Raw genomic sequence first — 23004 nt, 5'->3', positions numbered from 1 at the left:
GGGCGCGGGGGGTCATCAAGCGGGTTTGGATCTGGATTTGTATGCGTATTGCTTACTTCGTCAATCAGTACCCGAAAGTGAGTCACAGTTTCATACGGCGCGAAATCCTGGCGCTTGAACGCCTGGGCATTACGGTACAGCGCATTGCCCTGCGCGGATGGGACGCCGAGGTGCAGGATCCCGAGGACGCCTGCGAGAAAGCCAAAACGGTTTATGTGCTGCAGCAAGGGCTGTCGGGTTTGCTCAAACCCCTCTGGCACGTGCTGCGGGCACAGCCACGGCGGTTCCTGCACACCCTGAACCTGGCCTTGCGCATGGGATACAGGGCGGACCGCGCCTGGCCGTATCATTTGGTGTACCTGGCCGAAGCCTGTCAGGTACTGCTCTGGCTGCAGCAAAGCGGGGCCTCCCACGTCCATGCCCACTTTGGCACCAACTCCGCTGAGGTCGTCATGCTCGTCCATGCACTGGGTGGGCCGCCTTTCAGCTTCACTGTTCACGGACCGGAGGAGTTCGACAAACCGCAGTTCCTGCACCTGGGCGAAAAGGTCGACCGAGCCGCTTTCGTGGCAGCGGTCAGTGCCTACGGACGCAGTCAACTGTATCGCTGGGTGGCGCATGCCCACTGGCCAAAGGTCAAGGTGGTGCATTGCGGTCTGGAGCGTGCGTTTCATGAAGTGCCTAGCGTGGCGATACCCCAGGCGCCGAGACTGGTTTGCGTGGGTCGCCTGTGCGAGCAGAAAGGCCAGTTGCTGTTGCTCGAAGCTGCCTCCCGGTTGGCGGCACGTGCCATCGCCTTCGAACTGGTGCTGGCCGGTGATGGCGAGCTGCGTGGGGAGATAGAACGGTTGATCGCCCATCATGGCTTGCAGCACCAGGTGCGCATCACTGGCTGGATTGGCAGTGCGCAAGTGCGTGAGCACATCCTGGCGGCGCGTGCCCTGGTGCTGCCCAGTTTTGCCGAAGGGCTACCCGTGGTCTTGATGGAAGCCATGGCGCTGCGCCGTCCAGTGCTGAGCACCTACGTGGCAGGTATCCCCGAGCTGGTGCGCCCCGGCGAGAACGGCTGGCTGGTGCCGGCGGGCGACGTCGAACAATTGACCGAAGCCATCGCCGAGTGCCTCCAGCAGCCCGTCGAGGCGCTGCAGCGCATGGGCGCAGCCGGCCATGCTCGGGTATTGGAACGGCATGATGTCGACACTGAGGCGGCCCGGTTGGCCGAGTATTTCAAGGCAACGGCATGATCACTGTATTGACGTTCTTGCTGGGGGCACTGGCGTTCCTGGTATCGGTTCCGGTGCTGGTACTGCTGGGGCAGGTGTTGCTGGCGTACCTGCCCGCTCGTGCACAACCCGCCGCTGCCTGGACGCGCCCGCAGGTGGCCGTGCTGGTGCCGGCCCATGACGAGGCGAGCATCATCGGCGCAACGCTCGCGAGCCTCGTGCCGCAACTGCAAGCCGGTGACCGCCTGCTGGTTGTGGCCGACAACTGCAGCGACGACACGGCGCGGCGGGCCGAGGAGGGCGGCGCCGAGGTGGTCGTGCGTCAGGATGCCTTGCGCCGGGGCAAAGGCTATGCGCTGGACTTCGGCATGCGTCACCTGGCCGCCGACCCACGCCAGGTGGTGATCATCGTCGATGCCGATTGCCGTGCAGAGAAAGGTGCGCTCGAGCAGTTGGCCCGTCGCTGCGCACAGAGCGGCCGACCCGTGCAGGCGCTGTACCTCATGAAGGCGCCGGCTGGTGCCGGTCTCAAGGTGCAGGTGGCCGAGTTCGCCTGGCGGGTCAAGAACCTGGTCCGGCCCCGTGGCTGGGCACGGGTGGGCCTGCCGTGCCAGTTGATGGGCTCAGGCATGGCGTTCCCTTGGCAGGATTTGGCCGCCGTGGACTTGGCCAACGGGCATCTGGTCGAAGATGTGAAGTTGGGCCTGGACCTCTGCCAGCGTGGCACGCCGCCATTGTTCTGCCCGCAGGCGCTGGTCACCAGTCAGTTCCCGACCAGCGAGCAGGGCCTGAACAGCCAACGCACGCGTTGGGAGCACGGGCACCTGGGGCTGATGCTGGCCGATGCGCCCCGTCGCGCCTGGGCTGCCGTGCGCCAGCGCAACCTGGCCTTGGCCGGTTTGACGCTGGACGTGCTGGTGCCTCCGCTGGCCTTGCTGGTCCTGATGCTGTTGGGGCTCAACGCCCTTACCTGGTTGGCCTACGCCGTGGCAGGCATTGCGATACCTGCCTGGATGGCGCTAAGTGCGTTGCTGTTACTGGCGCTTGCGGTGCTGCTGGCCTGGGCGCGGTTCTGCCGCGACGTGATTCCGTTCTCGGTGCTGCTTTACGCGCCGTTCTACGCCTTGCGCAAGGTCCCGGTGTACGTGGGTTTTCTGATCAAACGCCAGGTGGAGTGGGTGCGCTCCCGCCGGGAGGAGGATTGATGGCCGGTGAGCAGTGGCGAGCACGATGGCACGCGGTCATCGACCAGTTGCAGGTGATCCAGGACGACGAGGCTGCCGAGCGCCTGCTGCAAGGCTTGGCTGCCCCTGTAGCCCCGACCGTGCTGGGCTTCGTCAATGCCCATGCCATGAACCTGATCGTTAGCGATGACGCCTATGGTGAGGCGCTGCTGGGGGCCGATGTGCTGCTGCGCGATGGCTCGGGCATGGCGATGCTGTACCGGCAGCTTGGGTTGGCGCCAGGGTTGAACATGAATGGGACCGATTTCATTCCTCGGTTGGTGCACGCCTATGGTGGGCGCCGCGTGGCCTTCTGGGGCACCCGCCAGCCCTTCCTGGAGCAGGCTGTTCAGTGCTGCGTTGCCACCTATGGCGTCACGCCGGTTTCGGTGCATGACGGCTTCGCCGACGTGCCGACCTACCTGCGCCTGGCGACCAAGCACCGGCCGGATCTCATCGTGCTGGGCATGGGCATGCCCAAGCAGGAGGCGGTGGCGGCTGCGCTCAAACGCACCGGCCTCGCGTGCACGATCGTTTGCGGCGGCGCCGTGCTGGATTTCATGGGCGGCAAGGTCCATCGCGCACCGGCCTGGATCAGGCGCCTGGGTGCGGAATGGTTGTACCGCCTGTTGTGCGAGCCACGGCGGCTGTTCATGCGCTACGTGGTTGGCAATCCGCTATTTCTGTCACGCGCGCGGCGGTTCGCCCAGGCAGAGCGAGCGCCGCACCCTGGCGGCTGACGACATGGCGCGGTCGCCCAAAGGCACCGCGCACCCAAGGACGGGCTGCTACAGTGATATCACGGCTACACACATCCGAGCGCGCCTGCTGCTTTACCGGCTTCGCCAACGCTGTTCTTCAGTATCAAGGGGCGATCACAGGCCCTGGCCATGCACCCATCGATGAGGTCTGAAATGGTGTTCGAACCCCGAAGCAGCCGGTCTTTGCTTCAGCGCAGAAGCAGTGTCAGCAACGCCGTGCAAGCCGGTCTGGATGGCGTAGCGGTGACCGGCATCGCCTGGTACCTGATCTACGACCAGTTCGGCTACATCACATCCGACTACGTCATCATGCTGTTGCTGCTGATCGGGGCGCTGGCGGTCATTTACGATCACTACGCCATCTATCGCACCAACGTCGGGCTGTCGATCAAGGCGTTCCGGCTGTTCAAGGCGTGGTCAGCGACGTTCTGCTTCCTGGTGGTCATGGCCTTTCTGACCAAGCAGAGCGAAACCTACTCACGGTTGCTGGTGGTGGAATTGTTCGTCATCGGCTACATCGCCCAGCTGTTCCTGCATTTTGCCGTGCGTGAACTGCAAAAACGCTTTACCGCCCACGCTCGCCTGGAGAACGCCCTGATCATCGGCGACGGGGACCTGGCCAATTTTCTCTATCAGAAAATCAGCAGCAACCCCTGGTTCGGGGAACGGGTGGTGGGCTGCGTGTTGACCGCAGAGGCCGCGCCGCATGGCGACGACGTTGAGCAAGGCAAGCAGCGCCTGCCGGTGCTCGGGCATATCGGTGATCTGGACGGCATCGTCGCCCAGCATGGCATTCGCACGGTCTACCTGGTAACGCCCCTTGGAGGCTCGCAAGTCATCAGCGACGTCTATTTCAAATTGCTCGACAAGTGCATCGCGGTCAACTGGGTGCCCGACATTTTCTCCCTGCGCCTGATCAATCACAGCGTGCGCGAAATCGCCGGCATTCCCGTTCTGACCTTGTCCGAAACCCCTTTGACTGGCATGAGCCTGTTCCTGAAGAACCTCGAGGATCGCATCCTGGCGGCACTGATTCTGCTGTGTGCATCGCCCGTGTTACTGGCCGTGGCCCTGGCAATCAAGCTCGACAGCCCAGGCCCGGTGTTCTTCCGGCAGGAACGCACGGGCTGGACCGGGGAGTCGTTTCGGATCTGGAAGTTTCGCAGCATGCATGTTCACCAGCCCGAAGCCGGGCAGATCAAGCAGGCGCAGAAGAACGACCCGCGCTTGACCCGGGTCGGCGCGTTCATCAGGCGCACCAGCCTCGATGAGCTGCCACAGTTGTTCAACGTGCTGACGGGCGAGATGTCACTGGTTGGCCCCAGGCCCCATGCGTTGCAGCATGACACGTTGTACTCCCAGGACATCGTCGACTATTTTGCGCGCCACAACATCAAGCCGGGCATGACCGGCCTTGCCCAGGTGCGAGGCTTCAGGGGTGAAACCAAGGACATCGAGCAGATGATCCAGCGCGTCGATTCGGACATCGAGTACATCAACAACTGGTCCCTGTGGCTGGATTTCGTGATCCTGGTGCGCACCCTCAACGCTTTTACCGGCAAGCAGGCGTATTAGCGACCCTAACCGCTTCCAAGCATCCCCGGTGCTCTGCGCTAGAGGTCTTGCGGTGCGCCAGACAGAGGATGCAATTCACGAAATGCTTGCGCTTCTGCCACCAGCCAGTCGTGTACCGCACGCGCGCCGGGCTGGTTCAACCCGCCGGGTGGGTAGTGCACCACGTAGCGCTTGTGGTTGGGGATGGCGACCCCGAATGGCACGATCAGCGCGCCGCGCTCCAGTTCGTCGTTGAGCAGAGTACGCCGGGCAATGGCCACGCCAAGGCCCGCAATGGCCGCCTCGATGGTCAAGTGGTTGCGGTTGAAGGTGTGGCCACGCCGAACGGGTTGCGCCGACGCGCCGATGCCCTCCAGGTAGAACTCCCATTCGGCATATTCCGAGCTGCCTCGCCACGCCGTGATGTCGTGCAGCAACGGGTAGTGCACCAGGTCCGCTGGCCCGTGCAGCGGGGGGCGCCCACGCAGCAGGGCCGGGGAGCAGACCGGGAAGATCTGCTCGGCCAGCAGCGGCGTCGACAGCATGCCCGGGTAGCTGCCGTCATTCAGGTCGATCGCAAGGTCGAAATCCCCAGGCGTCAGTGCCTGTGCGCTGTCCTCGGCCACTAGGCGCAGCTCGATGTCGGGATAGCGCTGCTGGAAACGTGACAGCCGCGGCGTCAGCCATTTGGCCAGAAACGATGGGATCGAGCGCACCCGTACGGTGCCGCGAATTTCACCTGCATCCAGACGCAGCAGTTCGGCCTCGATGCTGCCATAGGCATCGGCCACCGTCTGCGCCAGGCGCTGGCCTTCGGCACTCAGTTCCACGCCACGGGCGCGGCGCAGGAACAGCCGATAACCCAGCCGTTCCTCCAGCTGGCGCATCTGCTGGCTCACGGCCCCTGGGGTGATATGCAGCTCTTCGGCGCAGCGGGTGAACGACAGGTGGCGGGCAGCACAGGCGAACACGTGCAGCCAGACGAAGGATTGCCCTGTCAGTTGACGTCTCATGGTTTAGTCCTGCTAAAGGCTGGCTTAGGAAGTTTCGTTGGTCATTTGTAGCACAGGCGCGCAGTATCTCGCGAAACGGGCCTGTGCGCCCTAGGTTTCCAAGCGTTGGGTGTTTTGGCAGCAGCAACCGCCCGTCAGGTATTAGCATGGCTATCAGTGTTTTCGACCTTTTCAAGATAGGTATCGGCCCCTCCAGTTCGCACACGGTTGGACCGATGCGTGCCGCCGCCACATTTGCCCAAGCGCTGCGCGAGCAGGGCCTGCTCCGAAGCACCCAGCGTGTCGAAGTACGCCTGTACGGCTCGCTCTCGGCCACTGGCGTGGGCCATGCGACCGACCGGGCCTGCCTTCTGGGCCTGATGGGACAGTGGCCGGACCGCATCGATCCTGCCAGCATCGACTCGCGCATCGGCCAGGTACTGCAGGAGCACTGCCTGATGGTCGACGGCAGCCATCCCGTGGCGTTCGACTACGCCCGCGACCTGCTGTTGCTCGATGAAAACCTGCCTTATCACCCCAACGCCATGCGCCTGGAGGCGTTCGACACGCAGACCAGCCTGCTGCACCAGACCTACTATTCGGTGGGCGGCGGCTTCATTGTCGAGGAGGCCGAGCTGACCGCGCCCGTGGGGCTGGCGCCAACCGTCACGCTGCCCTACGAGTTCGACAGCGCAGCCGAGCTGCTGGCGCTGTGCGGCCAGCATGGCCTGAGCGTGGCCCAGTTGATGATGGCCAACGAATGCGCCTGGCGACCCGAAGCGCAGGTGCGGGACGGGCTGCTGCGCATCTGGGCTGCCATGCGCGAGTGCGTCGACAATGGGCTGCGCAACGAGGGCGTATTGCCAGGCGGCTTGCAGGTCAAGCGCCGGGCGGCCAAGTTGCACCGCAGCTTGCAAGAGCTGGGCAAGCCCAATGTCATCGGTTCTACCTTGAGCGCCATGGAGTGGGTCAACCTGTTCGCCCTGGCTGTCAATGAAGAGAATGCCGCCGGTGGTCGCATGGTCACCGCACCCACCAATGGCGCAGCCGGCATCATCCCGGCCGTGTTGCACTACTTCATGAAATTCAACCCCGGCGCCTGCGATGACGACGTGGTGGATTTCCTCCTGGCGGCTGCGGCGGTGGGCATCCTGTGCAAGAAGAACGCGTCGATTTCCGGCGCCGAGGTGGGCTGCCAGGGCGAGGTGGGCTCGGCGTGCTCGATGGCAGCCGCAGGCCTGGCGCAGCTGCTGGGCGCGACACCGGCGCAACTGGAAAACGCCGCTGAAATCGCCCTGGAGCACAACCTGGGCCTGACCTGTGACCCGGTCGGCGGCCTGGTACAGGTACCTTGCATCGAGCGCAATGCCATCGCCGCGGTCAAGGCGATCAATGCCGTGCAGATGGCGCTGCGCGGTGATGGAGAGCACTTCATTTCCCTGGACCGCGTCATCCGCACCATGCGCGACACCGGGGCGGACATGCACGCCAACTACAAGGAAACCTCTCGCGGCGGCTTGGCCGTTGCGTTCGTCGAGTGTTGAGCACCCTGCGCTTCAGCGCACGGCAGTCGAACCCGTGCTGCTGTGCAGGGCCTGCTTGAATAGGCCCTTGAGTTGTTCGTTGCCCGCGTCGATCAAGTGGTTGTCATCGAAATACAGCGGCCTCCCGTCCTTGGAACCCATGCACCTGCCGTCCGGACACAGGTAGGGCACCGGGTCGACGATACCTGCGTGGCAGCGCTCGGCCGCAGTCTCGATGGCTTCCAGGGCCAGGCGGTTGCGGGCCTGGTACTCGCTGACAGGCGTAACGATGTCGCTGTTCATGCCCAGTAGCCGATGCTGCAGGGTCAGGCCCTTGTAGACGCTGAAAGGCATTTCCGGCACTGGCTTGACGATATACAACGGGCGATTGCGTGCCAGCATGCAGACCGTTTGGGTGTAGGTCTGGATGAACTGCCGTTCGAATGCCGGGCCGCTTTGGTGCTTGTCGCCGTTGAAATAGACGCTGTAGCCACTGTGCCGACGCTGGTCGGTATACAGCGCTGCCCGGCTGAACAGGAATAGGGGGACGCCGGGGTAGTCCGTAGCCAGTTTGGCGAACTTGTCGGCGTTGAAAGCTTTGCAGTGCTGCTCGACGTCCTTGTCGCCCATTTCGAAGTCGATCAGGGTAGGGCAGCCGGCCCGGGCCCAGCCCATGGCCGCGCCGCGGTTTTCCAGCATCAAGGCCGCAGCGGTTGACTGGGCATGACTGTCGCCCAGCAAAAGGGCCGAGATGTCGCCGGTGCCCAACACGCACTGCGAGGCCCCGTACGCGTTGGTGTCGCAGTGCTGTGCGTACAGCTTGCTTTCGTATTCTGGCTTGCCGTCATCCTGGGTCCAGCGCAGTTGCGGGTTGTGCTTGATCGCCGAGGCCACGGCCCCGGCCGTTGCCACCCACACCAGGCCCATGCCCGCGTAGCGGACAAGGCCCAGTACCGGGCGCTTCAGGGCGCGTGTCCTGCTTTCGATCAACCCATAGGATGCCGCGCCCAGCGCAACCGACAACAGCACCGCACAGGTCACCGCGCGCCAGTCGTGTAGTAGCCCGCAGGTATAGAGCAATACCACCAAAGGCCAGTGCCACAGGTAGATCGAATACGACGTCTTGCCCAGAAATGCCAGCGCCCGGTTGCGTGCGAACAGGCTGTTGGCATTGGCGTGGATCACCAGCACGGTGCCGATCACCGGCACCAGCGCCAGGTAACCCGGCCAAGTAGCATCGTGGGGCAGCAGTGCCAGGGCGCCTGCAATCAGCGCAAGGCCCAGGCCTTCGCACAGTGCCGCGGCCCTGGGCGAAAGCGCGAGCGGATACAAAAACACCAGCCCCCCAGCGAGCATTTCCCAGGCCCGGGTGGGCAGCAGGAAGAACGATGCGACCGGATGGCCTGGGGTGTAGAGCGCCGAGAACACCAGGGAACCGACACCAAGCGCCAACACAAGGCGCTTGAAGGTTGGCAGTGCAAACACCTTGTGCAGGCCCATCATGATCACTGGGTAAATCAGGTAGAACTGCCACTCCACCGACAGCGACCAGGTGTGCAGCAGCCAGTTTTCCTGAAGCGGTGCGTCGAAATAACTGCCGTCACGGGCGAAATAATGGTTGGACGTGAACAGCAGGCTTTGCTTGCTGGTGCGCAGCAATTCCCGGTAGTCGTCCGTTGCCAGGAAAAAATACCCGAACACTGCCAGGGCGATGCACAACCCCAGCAGGGCCGGAATGATTCGCCTGGCCCTGGCCGCGTAGAAGCCGATCAGCGAGAACTGCTGTTTGTGCAGGCCGCTCACGATGATCCGCGTCATCAGGTAGCCCGAAATCACGAAGAACACATCCACGCCGAGAAACCCGGCCGAGAACCCCGGGATCTTGAAGTGGTACAGCACGACCGATACGACAGCCAACGCACGCAAGGCGTTGATGTTCTTGTGGAACAGCATGGGAGGGGTCCTGATCTGGCCTGGGCCTGGTGGCCCGCTTCCTTTTGGCAGGGTCGGCGTGACCGTGCATTTCAAGGGGCGCAGACTACCACATGGCCCTTGGCCTATACCTGAACGTCTTCACCCCAAGGCCTCGCGCAGCCGGTACCACAACATGCCAAGGGCCAGCAGAGGTGAGCGCAACGCTCTGCCGCCGGGGAACGTGAGGTGCGGCACGGCGCTGAACACATCCAGCCCCTTGCTTTGCCCCAGCGCGATGCTTTGGGCGAGCAGCCTGGCCGTCCAGTGTGTGACGTTCAGCCCATGGCCCGAATAACCTTGGGCATAGTAGACGTTGGGGTGATCACGTAGTCGTCCGACCTGCGGGAAGCGGTTGGCAGTGATGCCGATCATGCCGCCCCATTGGTAGTCGATGCGCACTTCGCCCAACTGCGGGAACACCCGCTGTACCTTGGGCCGCATGTACGCGGCGATGTCGCGAGGATCGCGCCCGGAGTAGTGGCAGGCACCGCCGAACAGCAAGCGCCTGTCGGCGGTCAGCCGATAGTAGTCCAGGCCCACTTTTTGATCACACAAGGCCATGTTCTGGGGGATGAGCGACTTCGCGACCGCTTCCTCCAGTGGTTCGGTTGCGACCACGTAGCTGCCCGCCGGCAGCACCTTGCCGCTGAGTCTGGGTTCCAGGCCCTCAAGGTGGGCATTGCAACCGAGTACCAGGCTGGCAGCGCGCACTTTGCCGTGTGCGGTGTGCACCGTTACCGTGGAGCCGTGGTCGATGCGAAGTACGGGGCTCTGTTCAAAGATCTGCACCCCCAGGGACTGCGCCGCTCGAGCTTCGCCCTGCACCAGATCCAGGGGATGTAGGTGCCCTGAGCCCATGTCCACCATGCCGCCTGCGTAGCGGTCGCTGCCCACCACCTCGCGCAGCCGCTCTGCCGGCACCCGGTAGGTGTGCGGCTGGTATCCCAGCGCCGCCAGCTCCTGCTGTTCGGCGCCAAAGGCAGCGAACTGGGCGGGGGTATTGGCCAGCTCGCAGAAGCCCCAGCGCAGGTCGCATTCTATGCCATGGCGGGCGATCCGCTCAGCCACCAGGGTGACCGAGTCGATGCCTGCCTGCTTCAGATACCGCACGCCGTCCTCGCCCACGTACCGGGCGAAGCCGTTGACGTCGTGGCCGATGCCACGGATCAGCTGGCCGCCGTTGCGCCCGCTGGCACCCCAGCCCACGCGCCGGCCTTCGAGCAGCACCACCGACAGGCCGTGCTCGGCGAGTTCCAGCGCAGTGTTGACCCCTGTCAGGCCACCGCCGACGACGCACACATCGGCATCGATGTCGCCCTCCAGGTGCGGGTAGCGGGTGGTATCACGGGCAGTGGCCGCATAGTAGGACGCGGCATGTTCGGCAGGTAAAGTCATCGGGCGTGCTCACTCAGCGATTGGACTTGATCTTGGTCCAGGAGCGCGTCATCAGGCGCATGATCTTCGGACTCTGTGTCGTGGAAATGTACAGCTTGTCCAGCACCTCCTGAGGTGGGTAGACCTCGGGGTTGTTCACCAGCGCCGGGTCCATGAATGCCTTGGCGTCGGGGTTGGCATTGGCATAACCGACCGTCGCGCTCACCTTGGCGATGACCTGTGGGTCGAGCAGGTAGTTGATGAAGGCCAGGGCCTGCTCGGGGTTGTTGGCATCCTTGGGGATGGCCAGCAGGTCGAACCACAGGTTGCTGCCCTCCTTGGGGATGCTGTAGGCGATCTTCACGCCATTTTTGGCGTCCGCCGCGCGGTTGGCCGCCTGGAACACATCGCCCGAATAGCCAAACGCGATGCAGATGTTGCCGTTGGCCAGGTCCGATACGTATTTGGAGGAGTGGAAGTACGTGATATAGGGCCGCAGGGCCAGCAGGCGCGCCTCGGCCTTGGGATAGTCCGCTGCGTTTTCGCTGCGCGGGTCCATGCCCAGGTAGTTGAGCATGGCTGGGAACAATTCGTCGGGAGAATCCATGAAGGCCACGCCGCACTGCTTGAGTTTCTTGAGGTTTTCGGGCTCGAACAGCACCGCCCAGGAGTCCACTCGATCGATGCCCAATGCTGCCTTGACCTTGTCCACGTTGTAGCCGATGCCGTTGGTCCCCCACAGGTAGGGCACTGCATAGCGGTTACCGGGATCGTTCTGCTCCAGCAATTTGAGCAATTTGGGGTCCAGGTGCTGCCAGTTGGTCAGCTTGCTGCGATCAAGCGGCAGGAAAGCGCCCGCCTGGGCCTGACGGGCCAGGAAGTGGTTGGACGGGACCACCACGTCATAGCCGGTGCGACCGGCCAGCAGCTTGCCTTCGAGGGTCTCGTTGGAGTCGAACACGTCGTACACCACCTTGATACCGGTGCTGGCCTGGAAGTCCGCCAGCGTCGTGTCACCGATATAGTCGGTCCAGTTGTACACGCTCACCGTCGGCGCCGCCTGGCTGGTGGCCGCGAACAACAGGGTGAATGCAGAAGGGATCAGGGCTTTCAGGTAATGCATGACGACACCTCGTTGGCATTGTTGTGGGTGTGCGGTATGGAAGGGCCGCGCTGCGGCCCCTGCAGGGTCAGACGCTCAGCATCAGGAACTCACGCTCCCATGAGCTGATGACGCGCTTGTAGTTCTCATGCTCGGCGCGCTTGACCGCCACGTAGCCTTGCACGAAGGACTTGCCCAGGTACCGTTGCACGGTCTGGCAATCTTCCATGTGCTGCAGCGCATCCTCGATGGTGATCGGCAGGCGCAGGTTGCGCCGTTCGTAGGCCCGGCCCTGGACCGGGGCGCTGGGGTCTATCTGCTCGACCATGCCCAGGTAGCCGCACAGCAGGCTGGCGGCGATGGCCAGGTAAGGGTTGGCGTCTGCGCCCGGCAAGCGGTTTTCCACGCGCATCGACTCGGGCGTGGAGGTGGGTACGCGCAGGCCTGCGGTGCGGTTTTCCTCGCCCCACTCGACGTTGACCGGGGCGGAGGTGTCCGGCAGGAACCGGCGGAACGAGTTGACGTTGGGGGCGAACATCGGCAGCAACTTGGGTATGTACCGTTGCAGGCCGCCGATGTGGTGCAGGAACAACTGGCTCATGCTCCCGTCATCGTTGGCGAACACCGGCTTGCCCGTGGCCACGTCGAGCACGCTTTGGTGCAGGTGCATGGCGCTACCCGGTTCATCGGTGATGGGCTTGGCCATGAACGTGGCCGCCACGTTGTGCTTGAGGGCCGCTTCGCGCATGGTGCGCTTGAATACGGTGATCTGGTCGGCCAGGTCAAGCGCGTCACCGTGACGGAAATTGATTTCCATCTGCGCCGGGCCGTCTTCGTGGATCAGGGTGTCCAGGTCCAGCCCCTGCAGCTCGCACCAGTCATAGACATCCTCGAACAACGGGTCGAACTCGTTGGCAGCGTCGATGGAGAACGATTGGCGCCCACTCTCGGCACGCCCGGAGCGTCCCAGCGGCACCTGCAATGGCAGATCGGGGTCTTCGCAGCGCTGGGTCAAGTAGAACTCCATCTCCGGAGCCACGATGGGTTGCCAGCCTTTATCGGCATACAGTTGCAGCACTTTCTTGAGAACGTTTCTAGGTGACAGCTCGATCGGGTTGCCCTGTTTGTCGAAGGTGTCATGGATCACGATGGCGGTCGGCTCGATAGCCCAGGGGATTTGATACACCGCGCTGGGGTCAGGCCGGCAGATCATGTCGATGTCGGCCGCATCGAGCAGGCTGTAGTAGATATCGTCGTCGACGTAGTCGCCGGTGACGGTCTGTAACAGCACGCTCTCGGGCAGGCGCATGCCGCGTTCGTGCAGGAACTTGGCAGTAGGGGCGATCTTGCCGCGGGCGATGCCGGTCAAGTCGCTGATGACGCATTCGACCTCGGTGATGCGGTGCTCTTTCAGCCAGGCGGACAACTGATCGAAGGGGGCGTTCATACGGACCTCTTGAGGTTATCGGTGAGTGCGCGGCATTACAGGTGAACAGCCATTGGCTTCCCAGTCGACGCGCTGGCGACTATCTTGGTCGCAGTCCCGGCTACGATCTATCCACTTTCTACGCTGTTGAATGCACCATAAGAGTGCACAAAGGATGTCGCGTGAATACCGCAGATGCCTTGCAAGTCCAGGCTTACCACACTCACGATGTGACCGAGCAGGTCCGCGTCACACCTGGGTGGCAGCAGCACTATCGGCAGATGTCGCCGGGTCATTTCAGCGGCGAGCTCCGCTGCCTGGGCCTGGAGGGGCTGCAGGTGTACGAAGAACGTCTCAACACCCGCGTGGAACAATTCTTTCGGCCTCCGCAGGGCTCGTTGACCTTCTGCTTCGACCGAAGCGAGAACAACCTGTACCTGCTCAATGAGCATACCCGCAACATCTGGATCACCCCCGAGCACTATCAGGAAGTGGCCGTGGTGTTCGAGCAGGCCTTCCTGCTCAGCCATGGGCTGGACCTGGAACGCCTTCAGGGCTTGTTCATGGTGCCGCTGGGCAGCGGGCAAACGGCGTTGTTCGGCAGTTGGCTGAGCGCCACCCTGACCCACTTGGGGCAATCCCAGGGCCGTGTGCAGGGGCAAGCCCTGGCCGAGCAGCTGCTGCACGATTGCCTGTTCATTCTGGACACTGCCTGCCAGCGGCTGCAAGGCGTGGCACTGGGGCAACAGGTTGAGGCGCGGGCCATCATGCGCCGTGTCAGTGAATGGGCCGCCGATTGTCCCGAACAGACGCTTAACCTGGTCGAACTGGCGAGCGTTGCGGGCGTTTCGCTACGCCAGTTGCAGCAGGCGTTCAAAGCCTTCACAGGGATGCCCCCTGCGCAGTGGTTGCGGTTAAGACGCCTGAACGGCGCCCGGCGCGATTTGTTGAATGGGGCCGGCGGCACGGTGGCCGAGGTGGCGATGCAATGGTCGTTCTGGCATTTAGGAAGGTTTTCAAACAGTTACAGGCATTTGTTCAAGGAACTTCCCAGTGACACGTTACGGCGTGCCAAGGCTTGAGCAGCCCTCAAGTTGCGGCATGACAACTCCTAGGTGTTTGGTGCCTGCATCAGGGCGATAAAGTTGCTATCGTGCCGCCCTGATAAACGCCTGAGGTGCCGATGTTCTACCTGCCTTTGCCCAGTGACCAGGCCGACAACCTTGCCGGCGGCACGTGCGCCGATACACTGGCCGCTGCCGATGTGCTGCAAGCGGCTGCCGTGCTGTTCGTCCAGCACCTGGCCCGTCAACCCAGGCCGCTCACAGCCGACGCCCAGGAGCGGCGCTTCGCCGAGGTGCTGCGCATTGCCCAGCAGGTCGAGCAGGCAGCGCCCGGGCGCTTTCAGGCGCAGGTACAGCAGCAGTTCGACCGCGAAGCGTTCGCCATGGGCCTGGGCATGCTGGGCGAGAATGGCGTCGCGTTGCTATCGCCTGAGGTCGCCTATTCGCCGGATGAATTGCTGGACGATCAGGGGCAGTGGAACTACCAGTTCGCCGACCTGTATCGCCAGCGCGTCACGCCCCTGCATGCCGTGCACCTGCCGTCCCTTGCCAGTGACCTCAAGCTCAGTGACCAGCAGAACCGCCTGTTGCGTGAGTTTCTCAGCGGGGTGGACGAGTCAGTGGCGGTGCAGGGCTTTGCGGGCACCGGCAAGACCTTTCTGATTCATCAGTTCGCCAGGTTGCTCGATCCGCAGCGCACTTTGCTGCTGGCCTTGACCGAAGGGCAACTGCGCGCGCTGCAGGCGCGGGTAAAGGATGCCGCGGCCTACACGGCCATGACGTTCGGGCAACTGGCCGATGAGCTCTTGAACCGCGACCTGACCCGTACCGGCTGGCGACTGCGTGACCCGTATCGCACCCGGCAGTCCTGGCGCCCGCAGGAGTCGCAGATCGTGCGCTGGCTCGGCTTGCCCGATGTCGGACCGCTGTCGGCAGTCGACGTGGTGGGTGTGTGCGTACGCGCGGTGCGCGCCTTTTGCCACACTGGCGACGCCCAGATTGGCTTGCACCACTTGCCGTCGTCCGTGCCCGGTAGCACGCCGCTGGACCAGCAAGTGCTGCTCGAAACGGCGCGCCTTTACTGGCAGGCGCTGATCCGCCCCCCGGCCAGGGAAATTCAGTTGCCGCTGCGTGATTATCACCGGGTGAAATTGCTCGCCCTGACCGGCTATCTGATCGATGCGCGTTATACCCATGTCATCGTGGACGAAGCCCACGAATTGTCAGCGCCCATGCTCGAGGTGCTCGACCGCAGCCCGCAGTCGGTGATTGCGCTGGGTGACGAGTTGCAGAACCTCAATGGCCTGAGCGCCCACCACGGCGGGTTCATTCGTCAACGCTACATCGACCATTCGTTGCGGGTCGGGCCGGCCATGGACAATGTGCTCAACCCGTTGATTCAGGCGCACCCGGCGGCCATCCAGGCCGCGTTCAGCGGCAGTGCCGAGCATTACACGCGCGTCAGTTTCTTCGACGGCGTGACCGTGCCCGAGCAGCCAACGGCCTTGATCGTCGAGGACGAGTGGGGCCTGTTCGGTTGGTTCCAGCGCCTGACGCACCTTGGGGTTGCGTTCGTGATGCTGCACGGGGCACGCAAGGACTTCGAGCTGTTCGTGGAAGACTGCATCGAGCTGTACCGCCACGGCACCCGGCCCCGGCACCCGATGCTGTTCCGGTACGCCAGCTGGCAGGCGCTGGCCGAGCACAAAGGGGACGACAAGGCGTTCATCGCGGTGGCTTCGATGCTGGGCAAGGGGTATACCGCGCAGCACTTTGCCAAGGCCAAGAGCCGCTATCGCTGGGACAAGGCGCCCAAGCTGTTCCTGGGGCGGGTTCGGGATGTGAGAAACATGGAGTTCGCGCGGGTGATGGTGTCGCCAGAGCTGATGGTGCCGCAACAGGTGACAGGCAATCGCAACGAGCGCGCTCGGTTGCTGGCAGGGTTGTACACGGCGTGTTCCAGGGCTCGACATGAGCTGATCGTGCCGGGTGGGATGCTCGATTGGGTGAAAGATCAGGGGCGGGGGTGATGGAGAGTGAGGGTCAGCCGGGTGGGTAACAATTGCACCTCGGCTGAACGCTGCTCGTTCTTTCAGGCAGGGGCCCCCCTGCCTGAAAGGTGCTGCAGCGCCAGGCCCCCGCATTCAGCTTTGACTCTAGATCGGGGGGCCGCGCAGCGGCTTCGCGCGATGTAACACGCGAAGCTAAAACGCCATGACCACAACCCGGCTCTCATGCCAGACAGCGCCTTAGTTGCGATCCAACCACACGGTCTGCACATTGGTGAACTCCCGCACGCCAAAGTGCGACAGTTCACGCCCGAACCCGCTTTTCTTCACCCCGCCGAAGGCGACACGGGGGTCGGAGGCGCAGTAGCCATTGATGAACACCGCACCGGTCTCCAGCGCCGACGTCATCCGTTCGGCCAAGGCATAGTCGGCCGTGTAGATGGTCGAAGCCAGGCCAAACTCGCTGTCGTTGGCCAATGCCACGGCATGGTCGGCATCCCGCGCGGTCGTGATCGTCGCAACCGGGCCGAACAATTCCTGCCTGAAAGCTGTCATCTGCGGCGTCACATCACCCAGCACGGTGGGTGCATAAACGTTGGCCACACCTTCGACTTTGTGGCCACCGAGCAATAAGGTAGCCCCCTCGGCAAGGCTGGCCTGCACCTGGCCATCGAGCTCGTCACGCAAATCGTAGCGGGCCATGGGGCCAATATAGGTCGCATCTTCAAGCGGGTTGCCCACTTTCAAGGCCTGTGTTGCTTCCACGAATTTGCGTGTGAAGGCCTCGGCGATGCTCTGTTCGACGATAAAGCGCTTGGCGGCCGCGCACACCTGCCCGGTATTCTGATAACGGCCGATCACTGCCGCCTGCACCGCCGCATCCAGATCGGCATCGGCCAGCACAATGAAAGGGTCCGAACCGCCCAGCTCCAGGACGCACTTCTTCAGCGCAGCACCGGCCTGTGCACCGATCGCCATGCCGGCGCGCACGCTGCCGGTCAAGGTCACCGCCGCAATGCGCGGGTCGTTGATGGCGCGTGTCACACCCTCCGGTGTTACGTTGAGCACCTCGAACACACCCTCTGGTACGCCCGCATCCTTGAACAGCTTATCCAGCAGGTAGGCGCTGCCCATCACGTTGGGGGCATGCTTGAGCACGTAGGTATTGCCCGCCAGAATCGCGGGTACCGCGCCGCGCAGCACCTGCCAGATGGGGAAGTTCCAGGGCATCACAGCCAGGATCGGGCCCAACGGGCGGTACTCGATACGGGCTCTTTCAACCTGGGTCGCTTCAGGCGCGAGCATCGCGGGGCCGTGCTCGGCGTACCAGCGGCACAGACCCACGCACTTGCTGACTTCACCCCGTGCCTGCGTGATTGGCTTGCCGATTTCGCGGCTGATCATCTGAGCAAAGGTCTCTGCCTGCGCCTCCAGGGCAGTGGCCAGGGCCAGGAGGTGCTCGCTGCGCTGATCGGCCGACAGCCGGCTCCACTGACCGTAGCCGCACTTGGCCCGCGTTAGCGCCGCCTCGAGCGCGGCATCGGTGTCGAACGGGTAAGCGCCGATCTGTTCGCCGGTGAACGGGTCGAGTGAGATGGCGTGGGTCTGGCTGCTGATCGCATTCATGGCGTGGCACTCTCGCTGTAGTTATGCAGTGGGCTCAGACTAGTGGGCTAGGGCTTTAATGAAAACTGAATAATAATGAGTCACTCATTCACGTTTGGAGAAAGCCGTGGACCTGATACAACTTGAGATGTTCAAGGCAGTCGCCGAGCAAGGCAGCATCAGTGCAGCCGCGCAGCATATCCACCGGGTGCCCTCCAACCTGACCACGCGCATCAAGCAACTGGAAGAGGACCTGGGCGTGGACCTGTTCATACGTGAGAAAAGCCGCCTGCGCTTGTCCCCGGCCGGCTGGAACTTCCTGGAGTACACCCGGCGCATCCTCGACCTGGTTCAGGAAGCGCGTAGCACCGTGGCAGGGGAGGACCCACAGGGCACGTTCGCCCTGGGCTCTCTGGAGAGCACTGCGGCGGTGCGCATCCCGGCCGTACTGGCAGCCTACAACCAGCGCTATCCCAAAGTGGACCTGGACCTGTCCACGGGCCCCTCCGGGACCATGCTCGAAGGCGTTCTGTCGGGTCGGCTGGTGGCCGCGTTCATCGACGGGCCGGTCTTGCACCCTACCTTGGAGGGCATGCCGGTTTTCGAAGAAGAGATGGTCATCATCGCGCCCCTCAACCATGCGCCTGTGAACCGGGCGCAAGACGTCAACGGCGAGAATATCTACGCGTTTCGCGCCAACTGCTCCTACCGGCACCATTTTGAAAACTGGTTCGTCAACGATCAGGCCGTCCCACGCAAGATTCACGAAATGGAGTCCTACCACGGCATGCTGGCGTGCGTCAGTGCCGGTGCGGGCTTGGCCATGATGCCGCGCACCATGCTGGAGAACATGCCAGGGTGCAGCACGGTCAGTGCCTGGCCGATGTCTGAAGACTTCCGTTACCTGAAAACCTGGCTGGTCTGGCGCCGTGGGACGGTCTCGCGCAGCCTTTCGACGTTCGTGAATCTACTTGAAGAAAGCATCTCATCATCCTGATTTGAAAAGATTTGAACGATGCTGAAGGCGTTCGGTCTAGGCATCGGTCGCCGGGCTCGATGCATCAGACTGTCACGCTAGGGCCTTGGATATATCAAGCGGTTCTACTTCCAAGTTCCTATACAACTGACCATAATCCGGCAATTATTACATCGTGTGACCGAAACACGAGATTCGGTTACCAAAAATTTCGAGAGGTTAAACCCTGCGCCGTTCGGTCAGCGTTCAGCAAGCTGACGCAACCAACTGACACAGGGTCCATGCCTCCAGTTGTCGCACTTACCATCAGGAGATGTCATAGATGAAATCCCGTATCGCTGCTTCGTTGGCTGCCGCCGTGCTGGCCTTCGCCGGGGCGAACCTGGCCCAGGCTGCCCAGGTTACCGGCGCGGTCGGTGTCACCAGCCAAGGCGACATGACCTACCGTGCAGGCTTGTCCTTCGACTGGGACAAGCAGTGGTTCGAGACCAGTGTCGGCCACCTGACCGGCTACTGGGACGCGGGCTACACCTATTGGGAGGGCGGTGACGCCAGCGGTGCCCACTCGCTGTCCTTCAGCCCGGTGTTCACCTATGAATTCAGCGGCTTCACCTACACCCCCTACATCGAAGCAGGCATCGGTATCGCAGCATTTTCCAAGACCCGGGTCGGCGACCAGCGCATGGGCTCGTCCTTCAACTTCGAAGACCGCATCGGCCTGGGCCTGAAGTTGCCGTCGGAGCAGAAGGTCGGCATCCGCGCCATCCATTACTCCAACGCGGGCATCCGCCAGCCTAACGATGGCATCGAGTCGTACTCGCTGTTCTACAGCAAAGGCTTCTGATGACCAGCCCGGCTCGGCGGCTGCCTGGCCGCCGAGCCGGTCGAGTGCCTGTCAGAAGGTGTAGGCCACCCCGGCCTGCACCGTACGAGGCGCGCCCGGATAGGCGTAGGTGTTGAACGAGCCTTCGTCATAGCCCTTGTTGAACAGGTTCTTCACGTCCAGGTTCAGGCGTACGTGCTCGTTGACCTTATAGAAGCTCAGCAGGTCCACCACGCTGTAGCGCTCCATGGTGTAGGTGCTGGTTGCGGTCTGGCCGGCACGGTCATCCACGTATTTCACCCCAACGCCCAACCCGAGCCCCTTGGCCAAACCGTCCTGGAACTCGTAGGTGTTCAGCAGGCTGAAGGTGTTGCGCGGGATATTGGCAAGGCGCGTACCGCTGGGCAGGCTGGTGTCCTTGGTGACTTGGGCATCAACATAGGAATAGCCACCGATGACGCGCCATTCTGGGGTCAGGTTGCCTGCCACGTTGATATCAAGCCCGCGGCTGCGCACCTCACCTGCAGCCACCTTGAAGGTGTTGGTAGGGTCGCTGGGGTCGTTGGCCAGGACGTTTTCCTTGACGATGTGATAGACCGCAGCATCCGCGCTCAGCTGGCCATCGAGCGACGCCCACTTCAACCCCAGCTCATAAGACTTGCCCTTTTCCGGATCGAAGCCGCCACCGCTGGCGGGCGTGCCGGTGTTGGGCTTGAACGAGCGCGCGGTGTTGGCGTACACCGCCAGGGTATCGGTCAGGTCGTAGATCAGGCCAAAGCGCGGCGTCACGCCATTTTCGCCTTTGCTGAAGTCGCGGTTGGTCGGCATCTTGTCGTCGTAGTCATGCTCGAAGCGCTCCAGGCGTACCCCGGCCAGCGCCTTGAGGCGCTCGGTCAGGGCCACTTGGTCCTGAATGAAGAACGCCCAGGTCTGCAGGTTTTCCTTGTCCCAGGTGGTCGTGCGGGTCAGGGCAGGGCGAGGCTGGCCCAGTACCGGGTTATAGATATCGATGGGGTAGGTGCCATCGCGCGCCGAGGAGCGCTGAATGATGGAGTTGTAATCGTAGTTCTCGTATTCGACGCCGGTCAGCAAGGTATGGCTGAACGCGCCTGTATCGAAGTGCCCTGTCAGGTTCAGCTGCCAGTCCCGGTCGGTCCACTGCAGCTTGCGCCAGTTGAAGTTGCGCTCCAGGGTGCGACCATCCACCGGGGCCTTGTTGGCTTCCACGGCATTGCCCTGCAGGCTGCCATCGAGGAACTGGAACCCGCCGGCCAGCGTCCAGTCTTCGTTGAGCAGGTGCTCGAAGCGTATCTGGGCCATGTTGTTGTCGTTGTGCAGCAGGTTGTCACTGCCCTTTTCCCAGATGTAGGTGTCCCGCGAGGCGCTGCGCGGTTGGGTAGCGTAGCGGGTCAGGCCGCGATCAAGGGGGTGGTTGTTGCGCATGAAGTCGCCTTCGAACACCACCTTGGTGCTGTCGTTGACCTGCCAGCTCAGTACTGGGGCCACGTCGTAGCGCTCGCCCTGCACATCGTCACGGAAACTGTCGCCGCCTTCGCCCAGCACATTGAGCCGGTAGGCCACAGAGCCGTCCTCGTTTAGCGGCCCGGTGGCATCGAGGGTGGCGCGGTGCATGCCTTGGTCGTCGAACTGACTGCCCAGTGTCACGCTCGGGTCCGACAGGGGTTGCTTGCTGACCACGTTGAAGGTGCCACCCGGATCGCCACGGCCATACAGGCTGCTGGCCGGGCCACGGATGACTTCCAGGCGCTCGACCGTATTGGCGTCTGGCGCATTGGGGTACCCCCGGTTGATCGGGAACCCGTTGCGGTAGAACTCGCCGGTGGTGAAGCCGCGCACCGTGAAAGTGGTAAGACCTTGGCCGCCGAAGTTGTTGGCGCGGCCGACGCCGCCGGCATAATCGAGCCCGTCCTGCAGACGGGTGGCGCCGGTATCCTGGAGGACATCCTTGGGTACCACGCTGACGGACTGAGGCGTCTCGTGCACTGCCGTGTCAGTGCGCGTGGCACTGGCCGAGCGGCTGGCCTTGTACCCCTGGACCGGGCCGTCGGCCCGTTCGGCATCGGCACTGCCGGTAATGCTCAAGGCTTGAAGTTCGATTTGCGCGGCGTCGGGCGGGGAGGCCGGATCGGCAAACGCCAGGGGGGAAACGGCATGAAGTACACAAAGCGAGACGAACGTGCGACGCATCGACAGTACGATCCTGAGTAGGGCGCTGGAGTTGGAGGTGTAACCGCGCCGGGAAAATACTACGAATCATTATCAAATGCATCTATTTCGGTTTACACCTGTGCTCTGTTTGCGCAGAGGGGTAGGCGCAGGTCGCTACCCGCCTGTCATCCATTTGGTCAGGCCATTACGGCCGCTTACGCCTAACTTGGCAGCAGCGCGTTTGAGATAGGTTTCCACCGAGCTGTTCTTCACATTCAACCGCCGGGCGAGCTCAGGGACCGTGCAGCCGCTCAGCAGGCCCACGCACACCTCTTGTTCGCGCACCGAGAGCTTGACTGAAGCCTGCATCAGACGTCTGCCGAACGTCTGTTGCAGTCTGCCGACCTCTGCGTCATCCAGCGCCTGGCCGATCACTTCGGCGCCGTCATGATCGAGCAATTGACCGTGATGTTCGACGAGCGGCAGTAACGTACTCGAGAGGCTCTTGAGCTGCGACAGCTCTGCCAGCGAAAAGCGTCGCTCGCAGGGCAAGCGGTAGGCACTGATCACCCACCGTTTGGTACCGCTGCAGGACACCAGGTGGCATTGATGGGCCGGGCGCAGATTACGCGGATTGCTGCCTTCGGGCGCCTTGAACTCGATGAGCAATGGGTCGTGCATCTGCTCGATCGATTGCAGCAGGGGATGAGGCAAGCGTGAACCCACCTGCCTTGCATGCACACCGGCGCGGCCGAGCACCTCCACGCGGCTGTCCGTCAACTGCGGTGCATCGAGGGTCCATTCACTGATTTCCAACCCGTCGATGCTGACTTGATCCTGTACCAGTCGAAGCATCTGCTCGGCGAAACAGGCGCCTCCGGTCTGCGCGATCAATTCACCCAGTTGCAGATAGAGATGAGGGTCCGGTCGGTAGTCGGAGCGAGCGTTCAACATCATGTCGATGGGTTCCTGAGGGCCTGCTGTAACTGCGTCTGCCCGCGCAATCACATTGCAATCGGGCAGGGTGTATGGGCGTATTCAAGCCCGCTGACTGGAAGACGTCTGTAGCGGGATTCAGGGACAGAACATGCCAGCAAAAGGTGGTAGGCGCAGATCATCGGATGCGTGGGGAACGCTGGAAAAAGGGCCAAATGCCAGCAAATTGGCGTCAGAAGGGTGGCTCCGCAGGGATAAGCGACGCCAATA

17 protein-coding genes are annotated in these 23004 nt (G+C 62.8%); 9 read left to right on the top strand and 8 right to left on the bottom strand.

The window, feature by feature from the left end; genetic code table 11:
• Positions 1-41 precede the first annotated feature (41 nt).
• The 4 genes from CRP40_RS07690 to CRP40_RS07675 all read left to right on the top strand — a co-directional run bounded on the left by CRP40_RS07690 (position 42) and on the right by CRP40_RS07675 (position 4782).
• Entirely contained in the window at positions 42-1244 is a 1203-nt protein-coding gene (locus tag CRP40_RS07690) for a glycosyltransferase (RefSeq protein WP_027916337.1), read from the top strand.
• Positions 1241-2428 carry a glycosyltransferase family 2 protein gene (locus CRP40_RS07685; protein WP_027916336.1) on the top strand — a complete coding sequence of 396 codons (1188 nt, stop codon included), beginning with the start codon at positions 1241-1243 and terminating at the stop codon, positions 2426-2428. Before CRP40_RS07690 ends, CRP40_RS07685 begins: the two co-directional genes overlap by 4 nt.
• Positions 2428-3186, top strand: coding sequence for a WecB/TagA/CpsF family glycosyltransferase (locus tag CRP40_RS07680; RefSeq protein ID WP_027916335.1), 759 nt, complete (start codon positions 2428-2430; stop codon positions 3184-3186). The genes CRP40_RS07685 and CRP40_RS07680 overlap by 1 nt, the downstream gene beginning before the upstream one ends.
• A gap of 174 nt (positions 3187-3360) precedes the next feature.
• Positions 3361-4782, top strand: coding sequence for an undecaprenyl-phosphate glucose phosphotransferase (locus tag CRP40_RS07675; RefSeq protein ID WP_027916334.1), 1422 nt, complete (start codon positions 3361-3363; stop codon positions 4780-4782).
• 38 nt (positions 4783-4820) lie between these two features.
• Here the strand turns inward: CRP40_RS07675 and CRP40_RS07670 are convergent, their stop codons facing one another.
• A complete protein-coding gene (locus tag CRP40_RS07670) occupies positions 4821-5774 on the bottom strand; it encodes a LysR substrate-binding domain-containing protein (RefSeq protein WP_027916333.1) in 954 nt (317 codons plus the stop codon).
• A gap of 146 nt (positions 5775-5920) precedes the next feature.
• Here CRP40_RS07670 and CRP40_RS07665 point away from each other — a divergent pair, with 146 nt between their 5' ends.
• Positions 5921-7297, top strand: coding sequence for an L-serine ammonia-lyase (locus CRP40_RS07665; protein ID WP_027916332.1), 1377 nt, complete (start codon positions 5921-5923; stop codon positions 7295-7297).
• Between the two features lie 12 nt (positions 7298-7309).
• Here CRP40_RS07665 and CRP40_RS07660 read toward each other — a convergent pair whose 3' ends face one another.
• The 4 genes from CRP40_RS07660 to CRP40_RS07645 form a co-directional block, all read right to left on the bottom strand.
• On the bottom strand, positions 7310-9229 hold the full coding sequence (locus CRP40_RS07660; protein ID WP_033695181.1) for an acyltransferase family protein: 1920 nt from the start codon (positions 9227-9229) through the stop codon (positions 7310-7312).
• 120 nt (positions 9230-9349) lie between these two features.
• Positions 9350-10645: an FAD-binding oxidoreductase gene (locus CRP40_RS07655; RefSeq protein ID WP_027916330.1), complete on the bottom strand. Its 1296-nt coding sequence runs from the start codon at positions 10643-10645 to the stop codon at positions 9350-9352.
• Between the two features lie 13 nt (positions 10646-10658).
• Positions 10659-11747 (bottom strand): polyamine ABC transporter substrate-binding protein, encoded by a 1089-nt coding sequence (locus CRP40_RS07650; RefSeq protein WP_027916329.1) that lies wholly within the window; start codon positions 11745-11747, stop codon positions 10659-10661.
• A gap of 67 nt (positions 11748-11814) precedes the next feature.
• Entirely contained in the window at positions 11815-13173 is a 1359-nt protein-coding gene (locus CRP40_RS07645) for a glutamine synthetase family protein (protein WP_027916328.1), read from the bottom strand.
• A gap of 161 nt (positions 13174-13334) precedes the next feature.
• On the opposite strand from CRP40_RS07645, the gene CRP40_RS07640 reads away from it, so the two are divergent.
• Both CRP40_RS07640 and CRP40_RS07635 read left to right on the top strand, forming a co-directional pair.
• A complete protein-coding gene (locus tag CRP40_RS07640; RefSeq protein WP_027916327.1) occupies positions 13335-14234 on the top strand; it encodes a helix-turn-helix domain-containing protein in 900 nt (299 codons plus the stop codon).
• A gap of 101 nt (positions 14235-14335) precedes the next feature.
• Positions 14336-16246 (top strand): AAA family ATPase, encoded by a 1911-nt coding sequence (locus tag CRP40_RS07635; RefSeq protein ID WP_027916326.1) that lies wholly within the window; start codon positions 14336-14338, stop codon positions 16244-16246.
• A gap of 219 nt (positions 16247-16465) precedes the next feature.
• On the opposite strand, the gene CRP40_RS07630 is transcribed toward CRP40_RS07635, so the two are convergent.
• Positions 16466-17851, bottom strand: a complete 1386-nt coding sequence (locus CRP40_RS07630; protein ID WP_027916325.1) for an aldehyde dehydrogenase family protein — start codon at positions 17849-17851, stop codon at positions 16466-16468.
• Between the two features lie 106 nt (positions 17852-17957).
• Here CRP40_RS07630 and CRP40_RS07625 point away from each other — a divergent pair, with 106 nt between their 5' ends.
• Together CRP40_RS07625 and CRP40_RS07620 are read left to right on the top strand one after the other, a co-directional pair.
• Entirely contained in the window at positions 17958-18827 is an 870-nt protein-coding gene (locus CRP40_RS07625) for a LysR family transcriptional regulator (RefSeq protein ID WP_023535440.1), read from the top strand.
• Between the two features lie 301 nt (positions 18828-19128).
• Positions 19129-19650, top strand: coding sequence for an acyloxyacyl hydrolase (locus CRP40_RS07620; RefSeq protein WP_027916324.1), 522 nt, complete (start codon positions 19129-19131; stop codon positions 19648-19650).
• Between the two features lie 51 nt (positions 19651-19701).
• On the opposite strand, the gene CRP40_RS07615 is transcribed toward CRP40_RS07620, so the two are convergent.
• Positions 19702-21837, bottom strand: a complete 2136-nt coding sequence (locus CRP40_RS07615; RefSeq protein WP_027916323.1) for a TonB-dependent siderophore receptor — start codon at positions 21835-21837, stop codon at positions 19702-19704.
• A 135-nt stretch (positions 21838-21972) separates the two neighbouring features.
• Complete coding sequence (locus CRP40_RS07610; RefSeq protein ID WP_042139415.1) at positions 21973-22755, bottom strand: helix-turn-helix transcriptional regulator; 783 nt, start codon at positions 22753-22755, stop codon at positions 21973-21975.
• Positions 22756-23004 lie beyond the last annotated feature (249 nt).

The organism is Pseudomonas sp. URMO17WK12:I9, assembly GCF_900230165.1.
GTDB classification, from domain to species: Bacteria; Pseudomonadota; Gammaproteobacteria; order Pseudomonadales; family Pseudomonadaceae; genus Aquipseudomonas; species Aquipseudomonas fulva.
The sequence above is the reverse complement of the archived record's forward strand: the minus strand, read 5'-3'. Positions and strand labels throughout refer to the sequence as shown.

What these genes read in the sequence shown, in the direction of transcription:
- CRP40_RS07620 (WP_027916324.1), top strand. Translation starts at nt 19,129, where the DNA reads ATGAAATCCCGTATCGCTGCTTCGTTGGCTGCCGCCGTGCTGGCCTTC.
- CRP40_RS07680 (WP_027916335.1), top strand. Translation starts at nt 2,428, where the DNA reads ATGGCCGGTGAGCAGTGGCGAGCACGATGGCACGCGGTCATCGACCAG.
- CRP40_RS07645 (WP_027916328.1), bottom strand. Translation starts at nt 13,173, where the DNA reads ATGAACGCCCCCTTCGATCAGTTGTCCGCCTGGCTGAAAGAGCACCGC.
- CRP40_RS07675 (WP_027916334.1), top strand. Translation starts at nt 3,361, where the DNA reads ATGGTGTTCGAACCCCGAAGCAGCCGGTCTTTGCTTCAGCGCAGAAGC.
- CRP40_RS07615 (WP_027916323.1), bottom strand. Translation starts at nt 21,837, where the DNA reads ATGCGTCGCACGTTCGTCTCGCTTTGTGTACTTCATGCCGTTTCCCCC.
- CRP40_RS07650 (WP_027916329.1), bottom strand. Translation starts at nt 11,747, where the DNA reads ATGCATTACCTGAAAGCCCTGATCCCTTCTGCATTCACCCTGTTGTTC.
- CRP40_RS07685 (WP_027916336.1), top strand. Translation starts at nt 1,241, where the DNA reads ATGATCACTGTATTGACGTTCTTGCTGGGGGCACTGGCGTTCCTGGTA.
- CRP40_RS07670 (WP_027916333.1), bottom strand. Translation starts at nt 5,774, where the DNA reads ATGAGACGTCAACTGACAGGGCAATCCTTCGTCTGGCTGCACGTGTTC.
- CRP40_RS07610 (WP_042139415.1), bottom strand. Translation starts at nt 22,755, where the DNA reads ATGATGTTGAACGCTCGCTCCGACTACCGACCGGACCCTCATCTCTAT.
- CRP40_RS07630 (WP_027916325.1), bottom strand. Translation starts at nt 17,851, where the DNA reads ATGAATGCGATCAGCAGCCAGACCCACGCCATCTCACTCGACCCGTTC.
- CRP40_RS07655 (WP_027916330.1), bottom strand. Translation starts at nt 10,645, where the DNA reads ATGACTTTACCTGCCGAACATGCCGCGTCCTACTATGCGGCCACTGCC.
- CRP40_RS07635 (WP_027916326.1), top strand. Translation starts at nt 14,336, where the DNA reads ATGTTCTACCTGCCTTTGCCCAGTGACCAGGCCGACAACCTTGCCGGC.
- CRP40_RS07660 (WP_033695181.1), bottom strand. Translation starts at nt 9,229, where the DNA reads ATGCTGTTCCACAAGAACATCAACGCCTTGCGTGCGTTGGCTGTCGTA.
- CRP40_RS07690 (WP_027916337.1), top strand. Translation starts at nt 42, where the DNA reads ATGCGTATTGCTTACTTCGTCAATCAGTACCCGAAAGTGAGTCACAGT.
- CRP40_RS07665 (WP_027916332.1), top strand. Translation starts at nt 5,921, where the DNA reads ATGGCTATCAGTGTTTTCGACCTTTTCAAGATAGGTATCGGCCCCTCC.